The sequence below is a fragment of the Apilactobacillus quenuiae genome (assembly GCF_002994005.1).
Taxonomy (GTDB): Bacteria; Bacillota; Bacilli; order Lactobacillales; family Lactobacillaceae; genus Apilactobacillus; species Apilactobacillus quenuiae.
Map to the genome: position 1 here is coordinate 119,447 of NZ_POSN01000001.1, position 19,034 is coordinate 138,480.

A 19,034-nucleotide genomic window follows, 5' to 3' on the forward strand; every position below is an offset into this window, starting at 1 on the left:
ACTGATTATTCAGTAGTTATGTCTATTTTAATAAGGAGGTAATGTTATGGCACTAGGTTATCAAGATACTTTATCAGCTGTTAATATAATATTGAATAGTAATAATGTACCTAGCATTGTTGGTGAAGCTGGTGTTGGAAAATCAGCTTTAGTAGAAAATTTGGCTAATATAAATAAAGCAAAATTATTCACTACTGTAGTTAGTCTATCTGAAAAGGGTGACTTAAGTATACCAGTACCACCATTAACAGATAAATCATTTATTAACACTAAAGACTATGGGACTTTAGCTGATGTTCAATATGGTTATTCCCATACTTTAATTGAAATCATAAAATATGCTGAAAATAATCCACAAACTAGTATTTACTGGTTCTTAGATGAATTCAATCGTGGTTCTAATGGTGTTCAAAGTGAATTGATGAATTTGGTTTTACAAAGGAAAATTAATTCATTAAAATTACCTAAGCAAGTTAAAATTATTATTGCTGAAAATCCTGATTCAACTATGGATGGATTCGAAAATAGTGAATATAGTGTTTTCTCAAGTGATTCAGCTATCAAGGATCGTACTACTAGGATTGTAATGAATGTGAATGTTTCTGACTGGCTATTGTGGGCTAAAAGTAAAAACAAACAAGGATATCAAAATATTAGTTCAGTTGTAATAACATATATTGAGAATAATCAAAATATGTTAATTATAAATAACAATGATAATGATATAAATCCAACTCCTAGAGCTTGGCAACGTGTATCTGATATTATTGAAAATTCTGAATATAAAAATGTGGGTTATGATATTAAATTTGATTTAATTGCGGGTAATGTTGGCAGTGAAGTTGCTTCTAACTTCTTGAATTTCACTAAAAACTACTTTAATTCCTTATCTGTTAGTCAATTATTTAGCGATAATTTATCAAAGGTTATAAATAGATTTAAACAATTGGATGAATTTACTAAGAATAAGTTATTAAAACAAATGATTAATAAAGTAGTTGAATGGAAACCAGTGATCGCTAAAAGATTTAATTTATTGCTAGATGAATTAAGTCCTGATGGTCAATATGGAATTTCTATATATATCGCTAATAATACAGAAGTATTACAAGAGATATATTCAAAGATTGATGATTCATCTAATAATGATTTAAAGCTTCTTTATACCCATTTTCAAAATATTATTTTATCTATCTATAGGTGATATTTATGAATATAAATAATCTTATATCTAATATTTATAATGCTAGTTCGAGTAAAAAGTCTGAATTAATTAAAAAAGTTATTAGCCAAAATATAATTAACGGTCTATCTAATGGAGAAATATATGGATATTTATTAATTAATTTAAATCGTGTTTGTAATTATAATATAAATTCTGCATTTGCTCTGAAATGGGAACAAGATAATCTGCTACTTGCTTATAATCCTAATAAATTTGTAAACAACATTAAGTCAAATAATGATTTGACAGCTAATTTAGAACATTTGTCTATGCATATAATATGGTTACATCCAATTAGGTATAATAATCCTAATAAATTGGAAAGTATTGCTACTGACATATCAGTTAACCAATATGTAAAACATTTACCGCATAATGCTTTTACTATTGATAAATTATCATATCTTTATAATATAAAACTTCCTAATTTTAAAGATTCAAATGAATATATAAAGCTACTATCCCAATTTTTTGCAAAGAATAATGATGATAAAAATTTTAACGATAGTAATATGCAATTAATGGATGATCATAAAGCTTTTAAAAAAGCAACTAGTAAAAGTGACTCTAAATATTCTAAACTAAGAAATCTCATTAAGCACACTGTAGATAATATGGGAAATAAAAATAGGGGTAGATTGCCTAATTCTGTTAATCAACAATTAGATAGAATCATTAATAAACAAATTAATTGGCGTAAATATATTCAAAAAGGTATTAGTAAGATTCCTTTTAGTAAAAGTCATTCCATTAAAAGATTTAACAGAAGACAGTCTTATCGAATGGAACTACCAGGGAAAATATCTAGTACCTTAAGGTCAATTATTATTTTTGTTGATAATTCTGGATCTGTTAGTAATAACGATTTGACTTCAGCAATTAGACAAATATCTAACATTTTTAGAGCTTATCCATTAGATATAATTATTTATCCATTTGATTCTAAGGTACATGAACGGGATGCATATCGAGTAAATTCTGCTCAAAACCTAAGATATAAAAGAGTAGCTAATGGTGGAACTAGTTATCAAGCTATTTTTGAATTTATTCATAACAATCATTTGGGAAATAATTTTTGTATTATATTTACTGATGGATTAGGTGAAAAGATCGTTAATAATCATGGGTTTAATAATGTCCTATGGGTATTAGAAAAGGATTCCGATAATTTATCTATTAATAAAAAAATCGGGAATGTTATAAAAATTTCAAATATTAATTAGGAAAAGATGGATTACTATGAACAATATTTTAGAGCCTAACATTTTAATTGCAGCTGTTAATAATGACTTAGATGTTAAAAATGCATTTGCAGTATTGAAAGATAAGGTTAGTGATGAGTATGATGAAAATCCGCTTTATGTCAATAAAATTTCTGCCAATGCGATTGTTATAGCAAAAAAAATAATTAATGCAAAACTTGCTAATTCAAAAATAGATTTTGATGATTATAAATCAATTCATAACTTCATTGTTAAAAATGATTTGTACTTAAAAAGTGATGCAAAAGAAGAATTATTAGCTAATTTTAAATAAAATTAATGGTGTAAAGAAAAAAACCTTTACAAGCATCTAAATAACTGTTATATTTAATATCGTTAAAAGAAAAGCAGGAGGTGTTTATTAATGTCTGTTAAAATTCGTTTGAAGAGAATGGGATCAAAGAGACGTCCTTTCTACCGTGTGGTTGTTGCTGATTCACGCAGCCCTCGTGATGGTCGTTTCATCCAAAAGGTTGGTACTTACAACCCAGTTACCCAACCAAGCACTGTTGAACTACAAGAAGATGATATCTTTGAATGGTTAAACAAGGGTGCTCAACCATCAGATACTGTTCGTAATTTACTATCTGATGCTGGTGTTATGAAAAAATATCACGAAGCTAAATATGCTAAGAAATAAGTGATAAGTAATTATGACTAATTTCGATAAGCTTATTAAAAAAATTGTAAAACCACTGGTGGAATATCCAGAGGATATTGTTATTACACATAGTGAATCGGATCGTTTTTATGAGTATCATTTATCTACTAATACTAATGATATTGGTAGGATAATTGGTAAAAAAGGACATGTAGCACAAACAATTAGAACAATTGTTTATAGTGCTCGCGTTTCTAGTAAAAAGCGTGTTCGTTTAATTATTGAAGATGGCAAAAATAAAAACTCTTAAATGAAACCTTTGCGTTTTATTTAAGAGTTTTTTTAATATACAAAATGAGGTATATATATGAAATATTATAATATTGGTAAAATTGTTAATACCCAGGGAATCAAAGGTGAAGTTAGAGTAACTTCAATTACTGATTTTCCTAAAAAACGTTTTAAAGTTGGCAATGTGGTTTATGCATTTCTTAATAATGGAGATAAAGAAAAACTTATTATAGATGGTGCTAGAAAACATAAAAATTTTATTTTACTTCATTTTGAAGGCAAACCTACAATTAATGATGTTGAATACTTAAAACCTTCAGATTTAAAGATATCTGAAAATCAACAAGATAATAATGATTTAAAACCCGGTGAATATTTTTATCATCAGATTATAGGGTTAGATGTTATTGATATTAATGATGAATATATTGGTAAGATTAAAGATATTATGTCACTTGGGCCTAACGATGTATGGGTAGTTGAACGTAATGATAAAGAGGACTTGCTTTTGCCTAAAATTGATCAAGTAATTAAAAATGTTGATCTTGAAAATTCTAGTATAATTGTTGAAGTTCCTGGAGGACTAGATGATGAAAATTGATATTTTGAGCCTTTTTCCTGATATGTTTAATGGACCAATGGGTGAATCAATTATTGGTAAAGCAAAAGAAAACGATTTACTAGATATTAATGTGACTGATTTTAGGAAATTTACTACTGATAAACATAATCACGTAGATGATTATCCATTTGGTGGTGGTGCTGGGATGTTATTACAAGCACAACCTATTTTTGATGCACTTGCTTATACTCAAAGTAAAGCTAAAGAACAAAATATCCCTAAAGGTAAAATTATTTTAATGGATCCTGCTGGTAAGAAATTTGATCAAAAAGCTGCCGAAAATTTGTCTAAAGAAGAACATTTAACTTTTATTTGCGGTCATTATGAAGGCTATGATGAAAGAATCAAGTCTTTAATAACAGATGAATATTCATTAGGCGATTTTGTTTTAACAGGTGGAGAATTGCCAGCAATGGTTATGATTGATTCAACTGTTAGACTATTACCTGAAGTATTAGGTAACCAAGAATCAGCTCCTGGTGATTCTTTTTCGACTGGATTGTTAGAATATCCTCAATATACTAGACCTGCTGAATTTAGGGGAATGAAAGTTCCAGAAGTTTTAACCAGTGGTAATCATCAAAAAATTTCACTTTGGAAACAAAAAGAAGCTTTAAGGAAAACTTATTTAAGAAGACCAGATTTAATTGATCATAATAAGCTAACAGCTACTCAGAAAAAATTATTAGCTGATGTTAGAATTGAAGAAGAAAAATAGCTTTACAATATTTTCTTGTTATGCTAGTATTTTATTTGGCTATTTAACTAGTCAAAATAAAACAGTATTCCGCTGTCGTAACAATTGACATGAATGCTAGTTGGAAGGATGTTATTATTTATGCGTCAAAACGAATTAATTTCAAAAATTAACAAGGAACAACTTAAGAGTGATGTTCCAGAATTTAGAGCTGGAGACAACGTAAAAGTTTCAGTTAAAGTTGTTGAAGGTACTAATGAACGTATCCAAGTATTCGAAGGTGTTGTTATCAAACGTCACGGAACAGGTATTCAAGCTACATACACTGTTCGTAAGATTACTTCAGGTGTTGGTGTTGAACGTATTTTCCCATTACATTCACCACGTGTTGCTAAGTTAGAAGTTACACGTCGCGGTGCTGTACGTCGTTCTAAGCTATATTACCTACGTGATCGTCATGGTAAATCAGCTCGTATTAAAGAAGCACGTCGTCGTTAATATTAATTTTCGACAAATAAAAAGGCCTACAATCATTTGATTGTAGGCCTTTTTCTATAGATTTAAATCTTGTTTATAATTTAATTTGGAGAAGTCAGTGGACATTGATATTAATTGGTATGCTAATTTCTGATATTCTTTCAGTACATATTCGGCATTTTTATTACACATTATTGTTAGGTATTTTGATAAATCTTTTTGACTGCTATATTCATGATCCACCTTTAATACAAATTGCCTCATATTTATATTTAGTTTTTCTTGAGTATTTTCTAAAAGATTATTGAATTGTAAATAATGAGGGTCTACTAGCACTCCAACAATTTTAAATATCCAGTATGCTGACTTAGGGCTATATTCCATTTTTCCTTTTTTATATTCAGCTAAAGTATCACTAATTCCGGCAAAAAAAGGCACAAAAACACTTTGTGCAGCGACACCCATCGCAAGCCAATGGATTCCTGATATTTCATTAGGCATATTTGGTCTTATTTGTAGCACATGAGCTTCTTGAGTTTTAGCCAGGCTAATAGGTCGATACTTAGTTTTATCTTCTTTAGACCCATTACCAATAGGATCATATGGTGTACCTTGATAATGTGATGATAAAAACGACTTAGCATCATCAACTGATAATAAATGTGAAGCTTTTCTAATGAATGGTAATTCATGGCTTTCTGGATATTGTTTAATTTCTGGATTAAATATTTTTTGTCCATACCATACTCTTGGATTATTATAATAAATATCTGTTAAGTTATGAGTGCCAAATATATGTCTAAAATTAAATTCTCCATTCAAATCTGGGTTTAGATGATTGTCTTTTACAAAATCTTGAATACCTTTGGACCACATAAAATTATTTTTATCATTAAAATTAATTTTTCTGATAGATATTTGGTTAGAGACAACTGCATAGCAATTATCAGGAATTCTCATTGCAACCCAGTAATGACCAGATCCGGTTTCTAAATACCATACTTCTTTATTGTCAGAAAATAAAACCCCGTTAGACTCACATGTACCATATTTACTAATAATTTTTCCTAAACGTGTTACACCTTGTCTAGCAGATTTAATGTATGGCAAAACAACTGATACCATTGCTTCCTCTCCAATACCATCTTTTACTAATGGATCGTATCCCAATACATGACTATTAGCATATGCACTTTCAGTTGCACTCATTGCTACACCATATTCGTTAATGCCATCTTCCTCAAATTTTCCATATTTGTCTGTCCATTCAGGAGTAGCGGTGTATTTATATTGAATTTTAGGTAGTTTAATTTTAAACTTATTATCATTAGATTTAAATTCTTGTACATTTTGATATTCTTTATGTTGATGGACGATAAAGTGTTTAGGCCATGTAGCCTTACAATCTTCATTTCTACCAATAATAGTGGAACCATCAATAGAAGCATTTTTACCAATTAATATACTAGTACAAGCAGAGTAATTTTGATATTGTGACAACTATATCGCTTCCTTTCAAATAATTATGATTATTGTATCATTAATTATTATATATATTCCAAAATTGAACTGGTTATATTTTTCAAGTATAATTTAATTATTACTAAATTTTAGGAGCGATAAATATGCCAATTGTACATATTGATTTGATTGAAGGAAGAAATGAAGAACAAATAAAAGGATTAGTTTCAGATGTAACAAAAGCAATTGTAAAAAACACAGGAGCACCTGCTGAACATGTGCATATTGTTTTAAATGAAATGCAAAAGAATAGATATAGTGTTGGCGGAAATCTAAAAAGTGATGAAAAGTAAATTAATGGAGTAATATTATGAACGATAAACAATATTTAATGGCAATTGATGAAGGGACTACTAGTGCTCGTGCCATCTTGTTTAATCATGAAGGTGATATTGTAAACAAGTCACAAAAAGAATTTAAACAATATTTTCCTAAATCAGGATGGGTAGAGCATGATCCCAATGAAATATGGAGTGCTGTACAATCTGTTATTTCTGAAACCCTTATTAAATCAGAAATTCCGCCTTACAAGATTCGCGGAATTGGAATTACTAATCAGCGTGAAACTACTGTTGTATGGAATAGAATTACAGGAGAACCTATTTATAATGCAATTGTTTGGCAATCCAAGCAAACTAGTGGCATTGCTGATGCTTTAAAAAGTAATGGTTATTCAGATATGATTCATCAAAAGACAGGGTTGGTTATAGACTCATATTTTTCTGCTACTAAAATAAAATGGATTTTAGACAATGTTCAAGGTGCTAGAAAGTTAGCTAATCAGGGTGATTTACTTTTTGGAACAATTGATACGTGGATATTGTGGAAATTAACAAGTGGACATGTACATGCTACTGATTATTCCAATGCAAGTAGAACGATGCTATTTAATATTAATTCTCTAAAATGGGATAAAGAAATATTAAGCTTATTAGATATTCCTGAACAAATGTTACCTAAAGTTAAGTCTTCTTCAGAAATTTATGGATATACATCTGGCTATAATTTTCTTGGAGTTCAAGTTCCAATAGCTGGAATAGCAGGTGATCAACAAGCTGCATTATTTGGGCAATTAGCTTTAGATCCTGGTAATATTAAAAATACTTATGGTACTGGTGCTTTCATTGTTATGAACACTGGTAATAAGCCTACTTTATCAGATTGTGGTTTATTAACTACAATTGCTTATGGTTTAAATGGTAAGATTAATTATGCGTTAGAGGGCAGCATTTTTGTTGCGGGTTCAGCAATTCAATGGTTAAGGGATGGTATGCGTATTATTAGCGATGCTGCTGAAACCGAAAAAATGGCAAAAAACACTAATGATGATCATGATATTTACGTAGTTCCTGCTTTTACTGGATTAGGTGCTCCATATTGGGATCAAGATAGTAGAGGTTCCGTTTTTGGATTAACTAGAGGTACAACTAGAGAAGAATTTGTTAAAGCAACTTTAGATTCCTTAGCCTATCAAACTAAAGATGTGGTTGATACTATGTCTAAAGAAACTGGCTTATCATTAAACAAACTTAAAGTAGATGGTGGAGCAGCACAGAACGATTATCTTATGCAATTTCAATCAGATATTTTAAATGTTGAAATTGAAAGATCTAGTATTGCTGAAACTACAGCTCTTGGTGTGACTTATTTAACTGGATTGGCAGTTGGGTATTGGTCTAATATTGATGAAATAAAAGAAAACCATAAGTCTTCTGATGATTTTAAACCGCAAATGAATATAGATAAAATTAATAATTATTATGAAGGATGGCAGGCTGCTGTTAAAGCAACTCAAGATTTTAGAAAAATTAAAAATAGATAATAAAAAAGCTTTCATAATTTTTATGAAAGCTTTCTAAATTTTGAAATATTCTGTTAAATATTCAGCTAGGCCGTTATTATTATTATCAAATTTAGTAACATCGTCTGCAATTGCTTTTATTTTAGGTTGACCGTTTTTCATTGCAACACCTAAGCCAGCATACTTAATCATGGACTTATCATTAAACTCATCACCAAAAGCAATTACATCTTTTTGTTTAATGTTATAGTAATCAGCTAATTTTTTAATTCCTGTTAATTTGCTAACACCTTTGGCGGCTACTTCAATTATTGGATCTTTACCACCCCAGGGAGATACTTCTAATAGATTACCATAATTTTGTTTAACGTAACTGATGAAAGTTTCTTTCTTTTGTTTATCTACATGAAGAGTTAAGCAAATTGGATTTTCTGTTAATGTATTTTTAGATATGATTTCATTTTTTGACAAATTAGTGGGAAAGAATCCAACAGATTCATCTGCAGATTTATTTGCTAAAAATAAGTCTTTTCCCTCAACAGTCATAAGGTTAATACCAATTTCTTTACTCTTGTTTAATAACTCAAATACTATATTTTTGTCTATATTGTATTGATAAGCTTCAGACCAAACAGCTGTTGGATTATAACCTAAACTACCATTAAATGTAATCATTGGGTTATTAAAACCTAATTGTTTGTATAGATGTTCTACTAGTCTAGGGGGACGACCAGTTACAATATTGACCATATTTCCCTTAGACATAACTTTTTGAATTGAATTTATTGTTTCTTGAGAAATTTCTGAGTTATCATTTAATGTCGTACCATCTAAATCAATTGCAATTAATTTTTCATTCATTACACTTAATCACCTCTACTTTTACAGTAATATTTATTATGTTAACCAAAAAACTTTTACTAGTCAATAAATTATAAAGGAGTTTTATTTTGCAATTACCTTCAGATTTTATAAAAAAGTATAAAAAATTATTAGGAGAAGATGCTGAATCTTTTTTTAAAAGTCTAAATGCATCACCAACTCCTGGTTTTAGAATCAATCCATTGAAAGATCATTTGCCAGAGAATGAAAATCTAAATAATCCAATTGAGTATTGTCAATATGGTTATTATGGAGAGATCAATGGAAAGAGTATTGATCATCAAAGTGGAGCTATATACTCTCAAGAACCAAGTGCAATGTATGTTGGAGAAGTTGCAGATGTTCATCCTGGAGATAAAGTTTTAGATTTATGTGCATCACCTGGGGGCAAAACTACCCATATTGCTAGTTATATGAAAAATGAAGGAATTTTAGTAACTAATGAAATAGATTATAAAAGGGCTAAAGTTTTAACTGAAAATGTAGAACGTTTTGGTATTCAAAACGCTATTATTTTAAATGAAAATCCTAATAATCTTGCTAAGCATTTCCCCCAATTTTTTGATACTATTCTTATAGATGCACCATGTTCAGGTGAGGGGATGTTCAGAAAAAATCCTGATGCTACTAAATATTGGACCTTAGAATATCCATTAGATTGTGCAAAAAGACAAAAAGATATATTAAAACAAGCAGTTAAGATGCTTAAGCCTGGTGGTAAAATAGTATATTCAACTTGTACTTTTGCTCCTGAAGAAGATGAACAAATTATTTCGTGGATAGTTAATAATTTTAACTTCGAAATTGAAAACATAAAAAAATATTCTGGAATGTCATATGGGCACCCCGAATGGTCTGATGGTAATGAAAAATTAAAAAATACTGTTAGATTATTTCCCAATAAATTTAAAGGTGAAGGTCATTTTATTGCTAAATTAGTAAATTTAGACAAAGATAATCCTAAAAAAATAAAAAAAACGTTAAAAAATAATTTAAGCTCAGAACAAAATAAATTATGGCAAGAATTTGTTAACCAAAATATATCAAACTTTAATTCTAAAAATTTAATTACTTTTGGTGAACAATTATATTCTTTTGAAAAAGGGCTTCCTGAATTAAAAGGCTTAAAAGTTATGCGACCAGGATTACATTTAGGGACTTTTAAAAAGAAAAGATTTGAACCTAGTTATGCTTTAGCTTTATCAATTAGCAGAAATCAATTTAATAAAGTTTTGTATATCTCAAAAGATGAATGGGCAGATTATGTTCATGGAGATACAATCGCTTGTGATAAGGTATTAACAAAAGGATGGTATCTCTTGATCTGTGATCAGCAGAATTTTGCTTTTGGAAGGGTTGTTAATGGAACAATTAAGAACTTTATGCCTAAAGGATTAAGATTTAAAATTTAAAAAAATAATAATCTCATTTTTATTTTTTATTCAACCATACAAGTATAAAGTTACTTTAACTTAAATAAAAAAAACAAAAAAACAAAATCAAAATGATATATCTCTTTGTTTTAAATAAGAAATTAATTCTCCATCTAAAATAAGTTTCTTTTGTTGTAATTGATCAATAGTTTTACAGGAAAGTAAGGCCATTATAGTCTTTAATCCATTTTTAAATTCATTAATTAGATTTATTGTTTGTTCAATGCCATCTTTGATTACACTATTTAATATAAGACCGGACATTCCGACAGCATTAGCTCCCATAGCAATAGATTTAGCTATATCTAATGGATTCCTTATTCCTCCAGAAGAAATTATAGAAAGCTCATTTGAAAATTTATTAGCCTCAAGTAAAGATTCTACGGTGGTTTGCCCCCAAGTAGATAAGTATTCTAATTCTTTATTATGTCTTCTGAAATTTTCGATTGTAGCGAAATTAGTACCACCGCGTCCGCTAATATTTATATTTTTCACACCAATATCTTTTAATTTTTGAATTGTTTCTTTTGACATACCAAAGCCAACTTCTTTAACTATGACAGGGATATCAATATTATTAACAATATTTTGGATATTATTTAACCAATAAAAACTACGTTCGCCTTCAGGCATAATCAATTCTTGAGCAACATTAATATGAATTTCTAAACAATCTGCATTAATCATTTCAATGACTTTTTTTGCATCAAATAGATCATGAGATGCTCCAATATTTGCAAAAATTGGGCCAGCATAGTTTTCTCTTACAATTGAAAATGATTCAATTGTGCTACTATCTTTTAATGCTATACTTTGAGAACCGGTAGCCATTGCAATATTAGTAGCTTTAGCAACCTTAGACAATTTATCATTTAATTTTTTTGTATAATCACTTCCGCCAGTCATAGCTTCAATATAAAAAGGGAATTCTAATTTTAAATTTTGAATTTTAGTTGACAAATCAACTTCATTTATATCAATCTCAGGCAAACTTTGATGTATAAACCTAACACGATCAAAACCTGATTTACTATCATAATCAAAAAATTTTTCTGCTAAAGAAACATGTTCGTTTTTTCTTTGAGAATGTTTACTAGTCATAAGACACCTTCTTTATAAATTCTTGTGAATTTTTAGATTTAAACGTTTTATATCATTATTTTTCCACTCATCTATTATTTTATCTTTAGACAAGTTCTTATCAATAATTGCAATACCACAGTCACCACCACCAGCACCTGATGACTTAGCTGCTCCATTATTTTTAATAGCTATCTTGCATAATTTATTTAACTTAGGAGTTTCAATATTAATACCTGTAAATTTACCTAATTTAGTTAAAAGTATTCGATTTACTAGGATTTCTTTTTGAATCAATTTAAGACTCTTTTTGTGAAAACCATTTATCATTCGATTAATGCATTTCTTACTATCAGACAAGAATTTATTATAATCATTTTTATCATAATTATTTTCAACTTTATTAACTAATGAAGATGTTGAAGCAGGTGTTCCAGTCCAACCAATTAATAATTCTAAATTATTTGGTGGGGTAAGTGGCTCAACTTTTAGTTCTGGCCAATCAGATTCAACTAAATTTTTTATTTTCATGTTTCGATTATATTTTAACCAATCGCGATCAAAGGAACTATAAGCTATCCATCCACCATATACACTAGCAGCAATATCTCCTAAAGAACCATTACCTTGTACATCTAAATGTGCAATGGATGATAGTTTAAAAACCTTCTCTAAACTAATGTTCAAGTTATAATATTTTAATATGGCTTTAACAATACCAGCAGTGACTGCTGCAGATGAACCTAAACCATATTTTTTCCCATCTGAACTATTTAAAGAACTATCAATATTAATATCAAAAATATTAAGTTTATAACCTAAAGAACTTAAATAATTCAATGTAACTTTCATTGCAGAAATAACATATTCGAAATCATGATTATTATATTTTACTACCTTAAACTGATTATCAATAATTTTCCATTGAACTAAATTGTTTTGATATTGTGTTGAATTAATATTGCCATTAATACCATTAGTGTCTTCTATATTAACAGTTATGAATTGATTAAGTGCTACAACAATAGAGGGCATTCCTTTTTCAACAACTGCATATTCTCCAGCAATATACAACTTACCAGGAGATTTAACAGAAATCACAGCAATCATTTCCTTTCTAACATAAATTAAATTATAAGTATTTAATACTTCCACCTGGTTTAGATATTTTTATATTTTCTTCATCAAATGACTGAAGTAGATAAAGTTTAATTTTTTCAATATTTTTACTTTGACAAATGACTTTAACGTTAGGGCCAGCATCCATAGTATAATAACACTCAATGCCTTTTTCTCTTAGACTTTTAACGTAATCTATAACTAAAAGACTATCTTTATTTAGATAAAGATAAGAAGGATCTGAACTAAGAGTTAATGCATGCATACGCATAGAGTTTAACTCTGCTGTTTTCCCTAATGTAGTAAAATCATTATTATAAATTGCATTTTTAACACTTTTTAAATCCCTTGTAGTTTGTTGTTCCCAAGCCTTGTAATAGGGGGAAGTATTAACAGACATTTTCATTCCTTTTCTACTACTGATCTTTTTAGGCTGATTATTCAAGATAATTGCAATCATATTTATATCCATTTTAACAGGATCTTGGATACTTACAGCATATGAAGTATCGTTATCTGTGCCATGTTTCCATTCAGAAAACCCTCCATATACTGATCTAGTAGCTGAACCAGAGCCACGTCTTGCTAGCTTAGAAAGTTCTATATTATTTAAGTTAAGTCCGGCGGCTTTACTAGCAGCTGCTGATAAAGCTGCAAAGCCAGATGCGGAAGATGCAAGTCCAGCTGAAGTGGGGACATGATTATAAGAATTAATTTTAGCAAATTTATTTGTATCGGATAATTTTCTAACTATGTTCATAAAGTTAGAAATAGGTTGCATGTTATCAATTTTTGTATTATCTAAGTACATAACATCCTCATACAAATTATCATCAAACTTAACGGTCGTTTCAGTATAAAACTCATCTAAGGTCAACGAAATACTACTATTATTGGGAATAATTAACTTTTCATCTTTTTTGCCCCAGTATTTTACTAAAGCGATATTAGTGTGCGCTCTTGCAGTAATAGATTTATTATCTAATGACATATTTAAATTTCTCCGTAGACATAATTTATTTAAAAGGTTGAATCCAAGTATCCAAAGCACCAGCTTTAGTTAAAGCATCTGCTATTAATTCCGCCTCATGATTATTTCTAGCCAGAGCTATAATACACCCACCAAGGCCACTACCAGTTAACTTTGTTCCTAATGAACCATTTATGTTAGCAATTTCAACTAATTCATCTATTTTAGAGTTGCTAATTTTTAAGTTGTTTAATTCTTTTTGATTTTCAGACATCAATATGCCCAATTCTTCAGGATTATTATTTTCAATATCTTTTCTTGCTTTTGTTACCAATCTTCCTATCTTATTAATTGATGCTTGTGTTTTCTTGTTATCATTTATGAGTTGTTGCTTAACATAATTAATTGCAATGTCTGTACGGCCCTTAATCCCTGAATCTGCAATTACTAATGTTGCATTTAAATTGAAATTAATTTCTTCCAATGTATTATTTCTAATAAACCATACTGGATTATCAGAACCAGTGGTAGCACTGTCTAATCCTGAAGGGTTACCATGAGTTATAGTTTCCTCAACATCGCTTAACTTTAGTAATTCTTCTTTACTGATGCTAGTATCAAAGTAATTATATAAAGCTCTTATAATTGCAATTGATGTTGCTGCAGATGATCCCATTCCTCTTTCAGAAGGAATATCACTACTAATTTTCATTTCAAAAGCTGCATCAGTTTTGTTAATTTTTTTTAAAATAGTATTAACTAAATTTTTAATTCCTAATAAATCATTTGGAACTTTTTGTATAGGACCAATATAATATTTACTATTTAATATTTGATCTTTATCTATTTCTTTAATCTTTATTTTTAGTTCTATTTTAGGAATAGGAAGAGCAATTGCGGGCTGATTATAAACCACACTATGTTCACCCATTAAAATTATTTTGGCATGACTTTTACCAAAAGCTTGTTTTGTCAATGTTATCGCTCACTTTCTCTCAATAATAATATTATCATATAATTAATATAATAAAAATAACTTAAATTATTTATTTGAGTTGCTTAAAAAATATATAATATTTGATAAAATGTAGTATCATTAATATTGATGATTAAAGTAAAGATTGGTGGATACAATAATGAGTAGTACAATTTTTTCAGTAGTAGATATTGAAACTACTGGAACTAGTCAATCCAATGAAAATCGTATAATCCAATTTAGTTGTACGTTTGTTAAAAATAAAAATATTATTGGGTCATTTAATTCATTTATAAATCCAAAAATGGATATACCTAGTGATATAACTACATTAACTGGTATTACAAATGAATTGGTAAAAAATGCTCCTACTTTTGATGAGTTTGCAAGTAAAATTTCTTCATTATTGGCAAATACGGTTTTTGTTGCACATAATGTTAACTTTGATTTTCCGTTTATTAATAAAGAATTAGCCAGAGTAGGAAAAAGACAGCTTAATAATATGGCAATTGACACTGTTACTTTAAGTCAATTATTATTACCAACAGAAAAAAGTTATAGATTAGTTGATTTAAGTCAAAGTTTAAACATTATACATCAGCATCCTCATTCTTCAAGCAGCGATGCTTTTGCAACAGCAAAATTATTAATAACTTTATTTAACCAAATTGAAAAGATGCCTAAAAAGACCATTAAACAATTAATATCAATAAATCCAATATTACCTAAAAATACAATTAATGTTTTTAAATATGCATATAAAAACAATATCGATAAAGATAACACTAAATTATTAGATATTAATCGACTAAAAATTAGAAAAATTCAATATAAAGAAAGACTAAAAATTAGGAAAATAGATTACCCTGAAACCAAGGGTAAACAAAAGAATATTTTTAGCGGAGTATATAAATGGAATTCTGAGGAAAGCAAACTTATGAATTCTATTTATGATAATTACAAAAATAACGATAGCTCTAAAAATTTATTAGTAGAGCAGAATAATGAATTAGACTATGATTTAGGCTTTTTGTTTCCATTAGTACACTTATTAAACAATGAAAAGAAAATAGTAGTTGCTGTTCATACTCACTCACTTCATGGTGATTTATCCAAAACAATTAATAAAATAAATAAAATAACAAAAAGTAATTTTAAAAAGTTAGTCTTACATTCAATAGATGATTATATAGATTTAAATAAGTTTAGAGATGCTTTAAATATTAAAAGTAGTTCTAAAAGAACTGAATTTTTAAAATGTAAAATTTTAATCTGGCTCACATTCACTAAAACTGGTGATTTACATGAATTAAATTTAGATATGCGTAATGATCAAAATATTTTTTTAAAAACTATTGGTAATAGCAATAATAAAGGTTATTACATGAACAAATTAAAAAATGATTTTAATAACTCTAATATAATAGTAGTTTCGCACGAATATTTATACAATAACCGTCATATGTTATCAAAATATAAACCTTATTTGGTTATTAAAGATGCTGTTAACTTTAATAACCAAATACTAAAGCATTATCGTGTAGATTTTAAGATTAATCAAAATAGTATTTTAATTAATCATGCACAATATCTTTTATATCAAACACATAATCAAAACTTATATGACATTTTTAGAAATGATAAATATTCAACTAAGATTATTGAGAAAATAGACTTTTTAATTAAAGAATATGAACGATATACATTAAAATTACAGAAGGGCTTTGAAAAATCATTTATAAATAAGAAAACCCTCATTCCTCTAAACAAAGGTTTTAAAAATCCTATAAACAATATTGAACTTTTAAAATTTATTAAAAGCAATAATAATTATATTGAAGAGCAATCATCATTAATTAAACAGATAAAATCATTATCTAAAAAAATAAGTAGAAATAGTGATAATCTAAAAAGTAGCGAAAAAGCTATAATAAGTACTTTCAATGATCGTATACTTTTACTTAATAAATTTTTCAATGATAATATTCTATTAATTAAGAATCTTGTTAATATGGATAAAGATATTATTTTCCAAAATCATTTAAACGTTGATAAAAATGCTGATAATAGTACCTTTATAGGTGGACTAGTAAGAAATGATGACTTATTAAAGTCTAAAATTTATACTTTATTTAAACATATTTTATTTATGGATACTGCAATTTATTCATCAGAAAAATCTGAATTTATTTTAGATAAGCTTGAATTAAATAATACAAATGCAAAAATGATTGAGAACTCATATCAAACTAATTTAAATAAGGATTATAGAATATTTTATAATGATGATAAACAAAAATTAGATTTAAATAATTTAAACTTAGAAAACAACAATACTTTTATTATGGTTAATACTCAAGACAAAATAGATGAAATCTATGAAAATATAAATATGAAGGATAGCTCATTAATATTATGTCAAAATATTAATAGTAATAAAGATAAAATAATTAAAAAATTCACTAATGCTCATAGTGCAACAATTATTGGAAACTATGATTTATTCATGGCCATAGATAATATAAATAAACCAATAAATAGATTAATAATTGAGAGCATAAATATAAATGATATGTATAATGAAAAAGAAACTACAATTGGCTCATATAATTTGATCATTAAGAATTCTATTAAACAACTAATTAAATTATCAAATAAAAAGGGTGTTACTTTAATAAATGATTTTTCACTAGTGAATGACAATAATATTAAGTCTCTTAGATATATGATTCCTAATCATATAAAAATAATCAAGCTAAGTAGTAAAAATGAAATAAAAACATTTAATAACTTCTAGGGGGGAAAATAATTGAAAATATCATCTATAAATTTTAAGTATATTAAGAAAACGTACAAATGGATTATATTTTTAATCTTCATTATTATTTTAATAATAATAGGATTATTTTTATGGGCTCGCCAACCTTTGGCAAATGCCAAAAATCAAGCAAAAGATATTGCTGAACAAAAGGGCAAAATAGTTAAATTTGATAAGTTCTTCATGTCTGATTTAAATAGAACGTATTATACTGTTCAAGGTAAAGATAAAAACAAAAATGAAAACTATGTAATTATTGATAAAAAAACAGGAAACATAAACATTGTTCCATTAAAAGGTACCATTTCTCAAAATTCAGCAATGAAAACTGCTAACAGTAAAACTAAAATCAATAAACTTATTAGTACCGCACCAACTATGTTTAATAATAAGCCTGCATGGGTAGTAAGTTATTTTGATTACAAAAATAAATTATGTTACGTAACTGTTGATTTAAGAAATGGAAAAGTTATACAATCAATTTCTAATGTATAATTATAAAGTAGGGTGATACATTTATGAATCAATTTGCAAAATTGTTATTACAATCAGGACAGACTAGCATTTCTAACTATTTATTGAAGAATTATACAAAATTAGGGATGAATAGTGATGAACTAGTTATGTATTTGCAAATTAAAAGAAATATCGACATGGGAAATTATCTACCAGATATACAAATTATCATTAATTCTACCGGTTTTTCTAAAAATAAAGCATATGAAATATTGCATGAACTAATTCAAAAGAAAATTATGAGGATTAAAACATTAAAGAACAAAAATGGTCACTCATTTGATGTATATGATTTTGAACTGATGTATGAAAAGTTAAGTCAATTAAACAATTCATCTGATGATCTAATTCATAAAGATAAAGTTGCAGAAAATGTTAACAAAGAAAATAATATGACTGCTACTGAAAGAAAAAATGTGTTTAAACAGATAGAATCTGAATTTGGTAGACCATTGTCTCCAATGGAGTTAGAAGAAATAAGTGATTGGATAGACAAAGATAAATATAATACTAAACTAATTTCACTAGCTTTAAGAGAGGCAGTTTTAAACCAAGTATATAGCTTGAAATATATTGACAGAATATTAATAAATTGGAATAAATCGAATATTAGAACACCTGCTGATGTTGAAAATATGAGAAATAAAAGAGAAAATCAAAATAAATCAAAAAACAAAAAATCGAATAATAATAAAGATTTTAAAATTCCAATAATAAAATTAGATAAATAAAATAACCCGTAA

Annotated in this window: 20 protein-coding genes; 14 read left to right on the forward strand and 6 right to left on the reverse strand. The window is 27.8% G+C overall.

The window, feature by feature from the left end; genetic code table 11:
• The first annotated feature begins 46 nt into the window (after positions 1–46).
• The 8 genes from C7N44_RS00655 (at position 47) to rplS (ending at position 5,196) form a co-directional block, all read left to right on the forward strand.
• On the forward strand, positions 47–1,204 hold the full coding sequence (locus C7N44_RS00655) for a P-loop NTPase family protein (protein WP_225362914.1): 1,158 nt from the start codon (positions 47–49) through the stop codon (positions 1,202–1,204).
• 5 nt (positions 1,205–1,209) lie between these two features.
• Positions 1,210–2,448 carry a VWA-like domain-containing protein gene (locus C7N44_RS00660; protein ID WP_105955996.1) on the forward strand — a complete coding sequence of 413 codons (1,239 nt, stop codon included), beginning with the start codon at positions 1,210–1,212 and terminating at the stop codon, positions 2,446–2,448.
• A gap of 16 nt (positions 2,449–2,464) precedes the next feature.
• The gene (locus tag C7N44_RS00665; protein WP_105955997.1) at positions 2,465–2,761 is read left to right on the forward strand and encodes a hypothetical protein; all 297 of its coding nucleotides are present in this window, start codon (positions 2,465–2,467) and stop codon (positions 2,759–2,761) included.
• Positions 2,762–2,851: 90 nt separating this feature from the next.
• A complete protein-coding gene (gene rpsP / locus C7N44_RS00670; RefSeq protein ID WP_105955998.1) occupies positions 2,852–3,127 on the forward strand; it encodes a 30S ribosomal protein S16 in 276 nt (91 codons plus the stop codon).
• 13 nt (positions 3,128–3,140) lie between these two features.
• On the forward strand, positions 3,141–3,398 hold the full coding sequence (locus C7N44_RS00675; RefSeq protein WP_105955999.1) for a KH domain-containing protein: 258 nt from the start codon (positions 3,141–3,143) through the stop codon (positions 3,396–3,398).
• A gap of 57 nt (positions 3,399–3,455) precedes the next feature.
• Positions 3,456–3,980 carry a ribosome maturation factor RimM gene (gene rimM, locus C7N44_RS00680; RefSeq protein ID WP_105956000.1) on the forward strand — a complete coding sequence of 175 codons (525 nt, stop codon included), beginning with the start codon at positions 3,456–3,458 and terminating at the stop codon, positions 3,978–3,980.
• Positions 3,970–4,719, forward strand: a complete 750-nt coding sequence (gene trmD, locus C7N44_RS00685) for a tRNA (guanosine(37)-N1)-methyltransferase TrmD (protein ID WP_105956001.1) — start codon at positions 3,970–3,972, stop codon at positions 4,717–4,719. Before rimM ends, trmD begins: the two co-directional genes overlap by 11 nt.
• Positions 4,720–4,839: 120 nt before the next feature.
• Positions 4,840–5,196 carry a 50S ribosomal protein L19 gene (rplS, locus tag C7N44_RS00690; RefSeq protein ID WP_105956002.1) on the forward strand — a complete coding sequence of 119 codons (357 nt, stop codon included), beginning with the start codon at positions 4,840–4,842 and terminating at the stop codon, positions 5,194–5,196.
• Positions 5,197–5,250: 54 nt separating this feature from the next.
• Here rplS and C7N44_RS00695 read toward each other — a convergent pair whose 3' ends face one another.
• On the reverse strand, positions 5,251–6,675 hold the full coding sequence (locus C7N44_RS00695; protein ID WP_105956003.1) for a C69 family dipeptidase: 1,425 nt from the start codon (positions 6,673–6,675) through the stop codon (positions 5,251–5,253).
• Positions 6,676–6,800: 125 nt separating this feature from the next.
• Here C7N44_RS00695 and C7N44_RS00700 point away from each other — a divergent pair, with 125 nt between their 5' ends.
• A complete protein-coding gene (locus tag C7N44_RS00700) occupies positions 6,801–6,989 on the forward strand; it encodes a 2-hydroxymuconate tautomerase (RefSeq protein WP_105956004.1) in 189 nt (62 codons plus the stop codon).
• Between the two features lie 17 nt (positions 6,990–7,006).
• Positions 7,007–8,518 carry a glycerol kinase GlpK gene (gene glpK / locus C7N44_RS00705; protein WP_105956005.1) on the forward strand — a complete coding sequence of 504 codons (1,512 nt, stop codon included), beginning with the start codon at positions 7,007–7,009 and terminating at the stop codon, positions 8,516–8,518.
• A 33-nt stretch (positions 8,519–8,551) separates the two neighbouring features.
• Here the strand turns inward: glpK and C7N44_RS00710 are convergent, their stop codons facing one another.
• On the reverse strand, positions 8,552–9,358 hold the full coding sequence (locus C7N44_RS00710; protein WP_105956006.1) for a Cof-type HAD-IIB family hydrolase: 807 nt from the start codon (positions 9,356–9,358) through the stop codon (positions 8,552–8,554).
• A gap of 89 nt (positions 9,359–9,447) precedes the next feature.
• On the opposite strand from C7N44_RS00710, the gene C7N44_RS00715 reads away from it, so the two are divergent.
• Positions 9,448–10,791 carry an RsmF rRNA methyltransferase first C-terminal domain-containing protein gene (locus C7N44_RS00715; protein WP_105956007.1) on the forward strand — a complete coding sequence of 448 codons (1,344 nt, stop codon included), beginning with the start codon at positions 9,448–9,450 and terminating at the stop codon, positions 10,789–10,791.
• An 87-nt stretch (positions 10,792–10,878) separates the two neighbouring features.
• On the opposite strand, the gene fni is transcribed toward C7N44_RS00715, so the two are convergent.
• From fni to mvk, 4 genes are read right to left on the reverse strand one after another with little or no spacing between them, the layout of a single operon-like run.
• Complete coding sequence (gene fni / locus C7N44_RS00720; RefSeq protein ID WP_105956008.1) at positions 10,879–11,913, reverse strand: type 2 isopentenyl-diphosphate Delta-isomerase; 1,035 nt, start codon at positions 11,911–11,913, stop codon at positions 10,879–10,881.
• Between the two features lie 12 nt (positions 11,914–11,925).
• On the reverse strand, positions 11,926–12,993 hold the full coding sequence (locus C7N44_RS00725; protein ID WP_105956293.1) for a phosphomevalonate kinase: 1,068 nt from the start codon (positions 12,991–12,993) through the stop codon (positions 11,926–11,928).
• A 31-nt stretch (positions 12,994–13,024) separates the two neighbouring features.
• On the reverse strand, positions 13,025–14,002 hold the full coding sequence (gene mvaD / locus C7N44_RS00730) for a diphosphomevalonate decarboxylase (RefSeq protein ID WP_105956009.1): 978 nt from the start codon (positions 14,000–14,002) through the stop codon (positions 13,025–13,027).
• Between the two features lie 25 nt (positions 14,003–14,027).
• A complete protein-coding gene (mvk, locus tag C7N44_RS00735; RefSeq protein ID WP_225362915.1) occupies positions 14,028–14,957 on the reverse strand; it encodes a mevalonate kinase in 930 nt (309 codons plus the stop codon).
• 160 nt (positions 14,958–15,117) lie between these two features.
• Here mvk and C7N44_RS00740 point away from each other — a divergent pair, with 160 nt between their 5' ends.
• The 3 genes from C7N44_RS00740 to C7N44_RS00750 are packed head-to-tail and all read left to right on the forward strand — an operon-like array spanning position 15,118 to position 19,022.
• The gene (locus tag C7N44_RS00740) at positions 15,118–17,754 is read left to right on the forward strand and encodes an exonuclease domain-containing protein (RefSeq protein ID WP_105956010.1); all 2,637 of its coding nucleotides are present in this window, start codon (positions 15,118–15,120) and stop codon (positions 17,752–17,754) included.
• A 12-nt stretch (positions 17,755–17,766) separates the two neighbouring features.
• A complete protein-coding gene (locus C7N44_RS00745) occupies positions 17,767–18,270 on the forward strand; it encodes a PepSY domain-containing protein (protein ID WP_105956011.1) in 504 nt (167 codons plus the stop codon).
• Between the two features lie 23 nt (positions 18,271–18,293).
• Positions 18,294–19,022, forward strand: a complete 729-nt coding sequence (locus tag C7N44_RS00750; RefSeq protein ID WP_105956012.1) for a DnaD domain-containing protein — start codon at positions 18,294–18,296, stop codon at positions 19,020–19,022.
• Positions 19,023–19,034 lie beyond the last annotated feature (12 nt).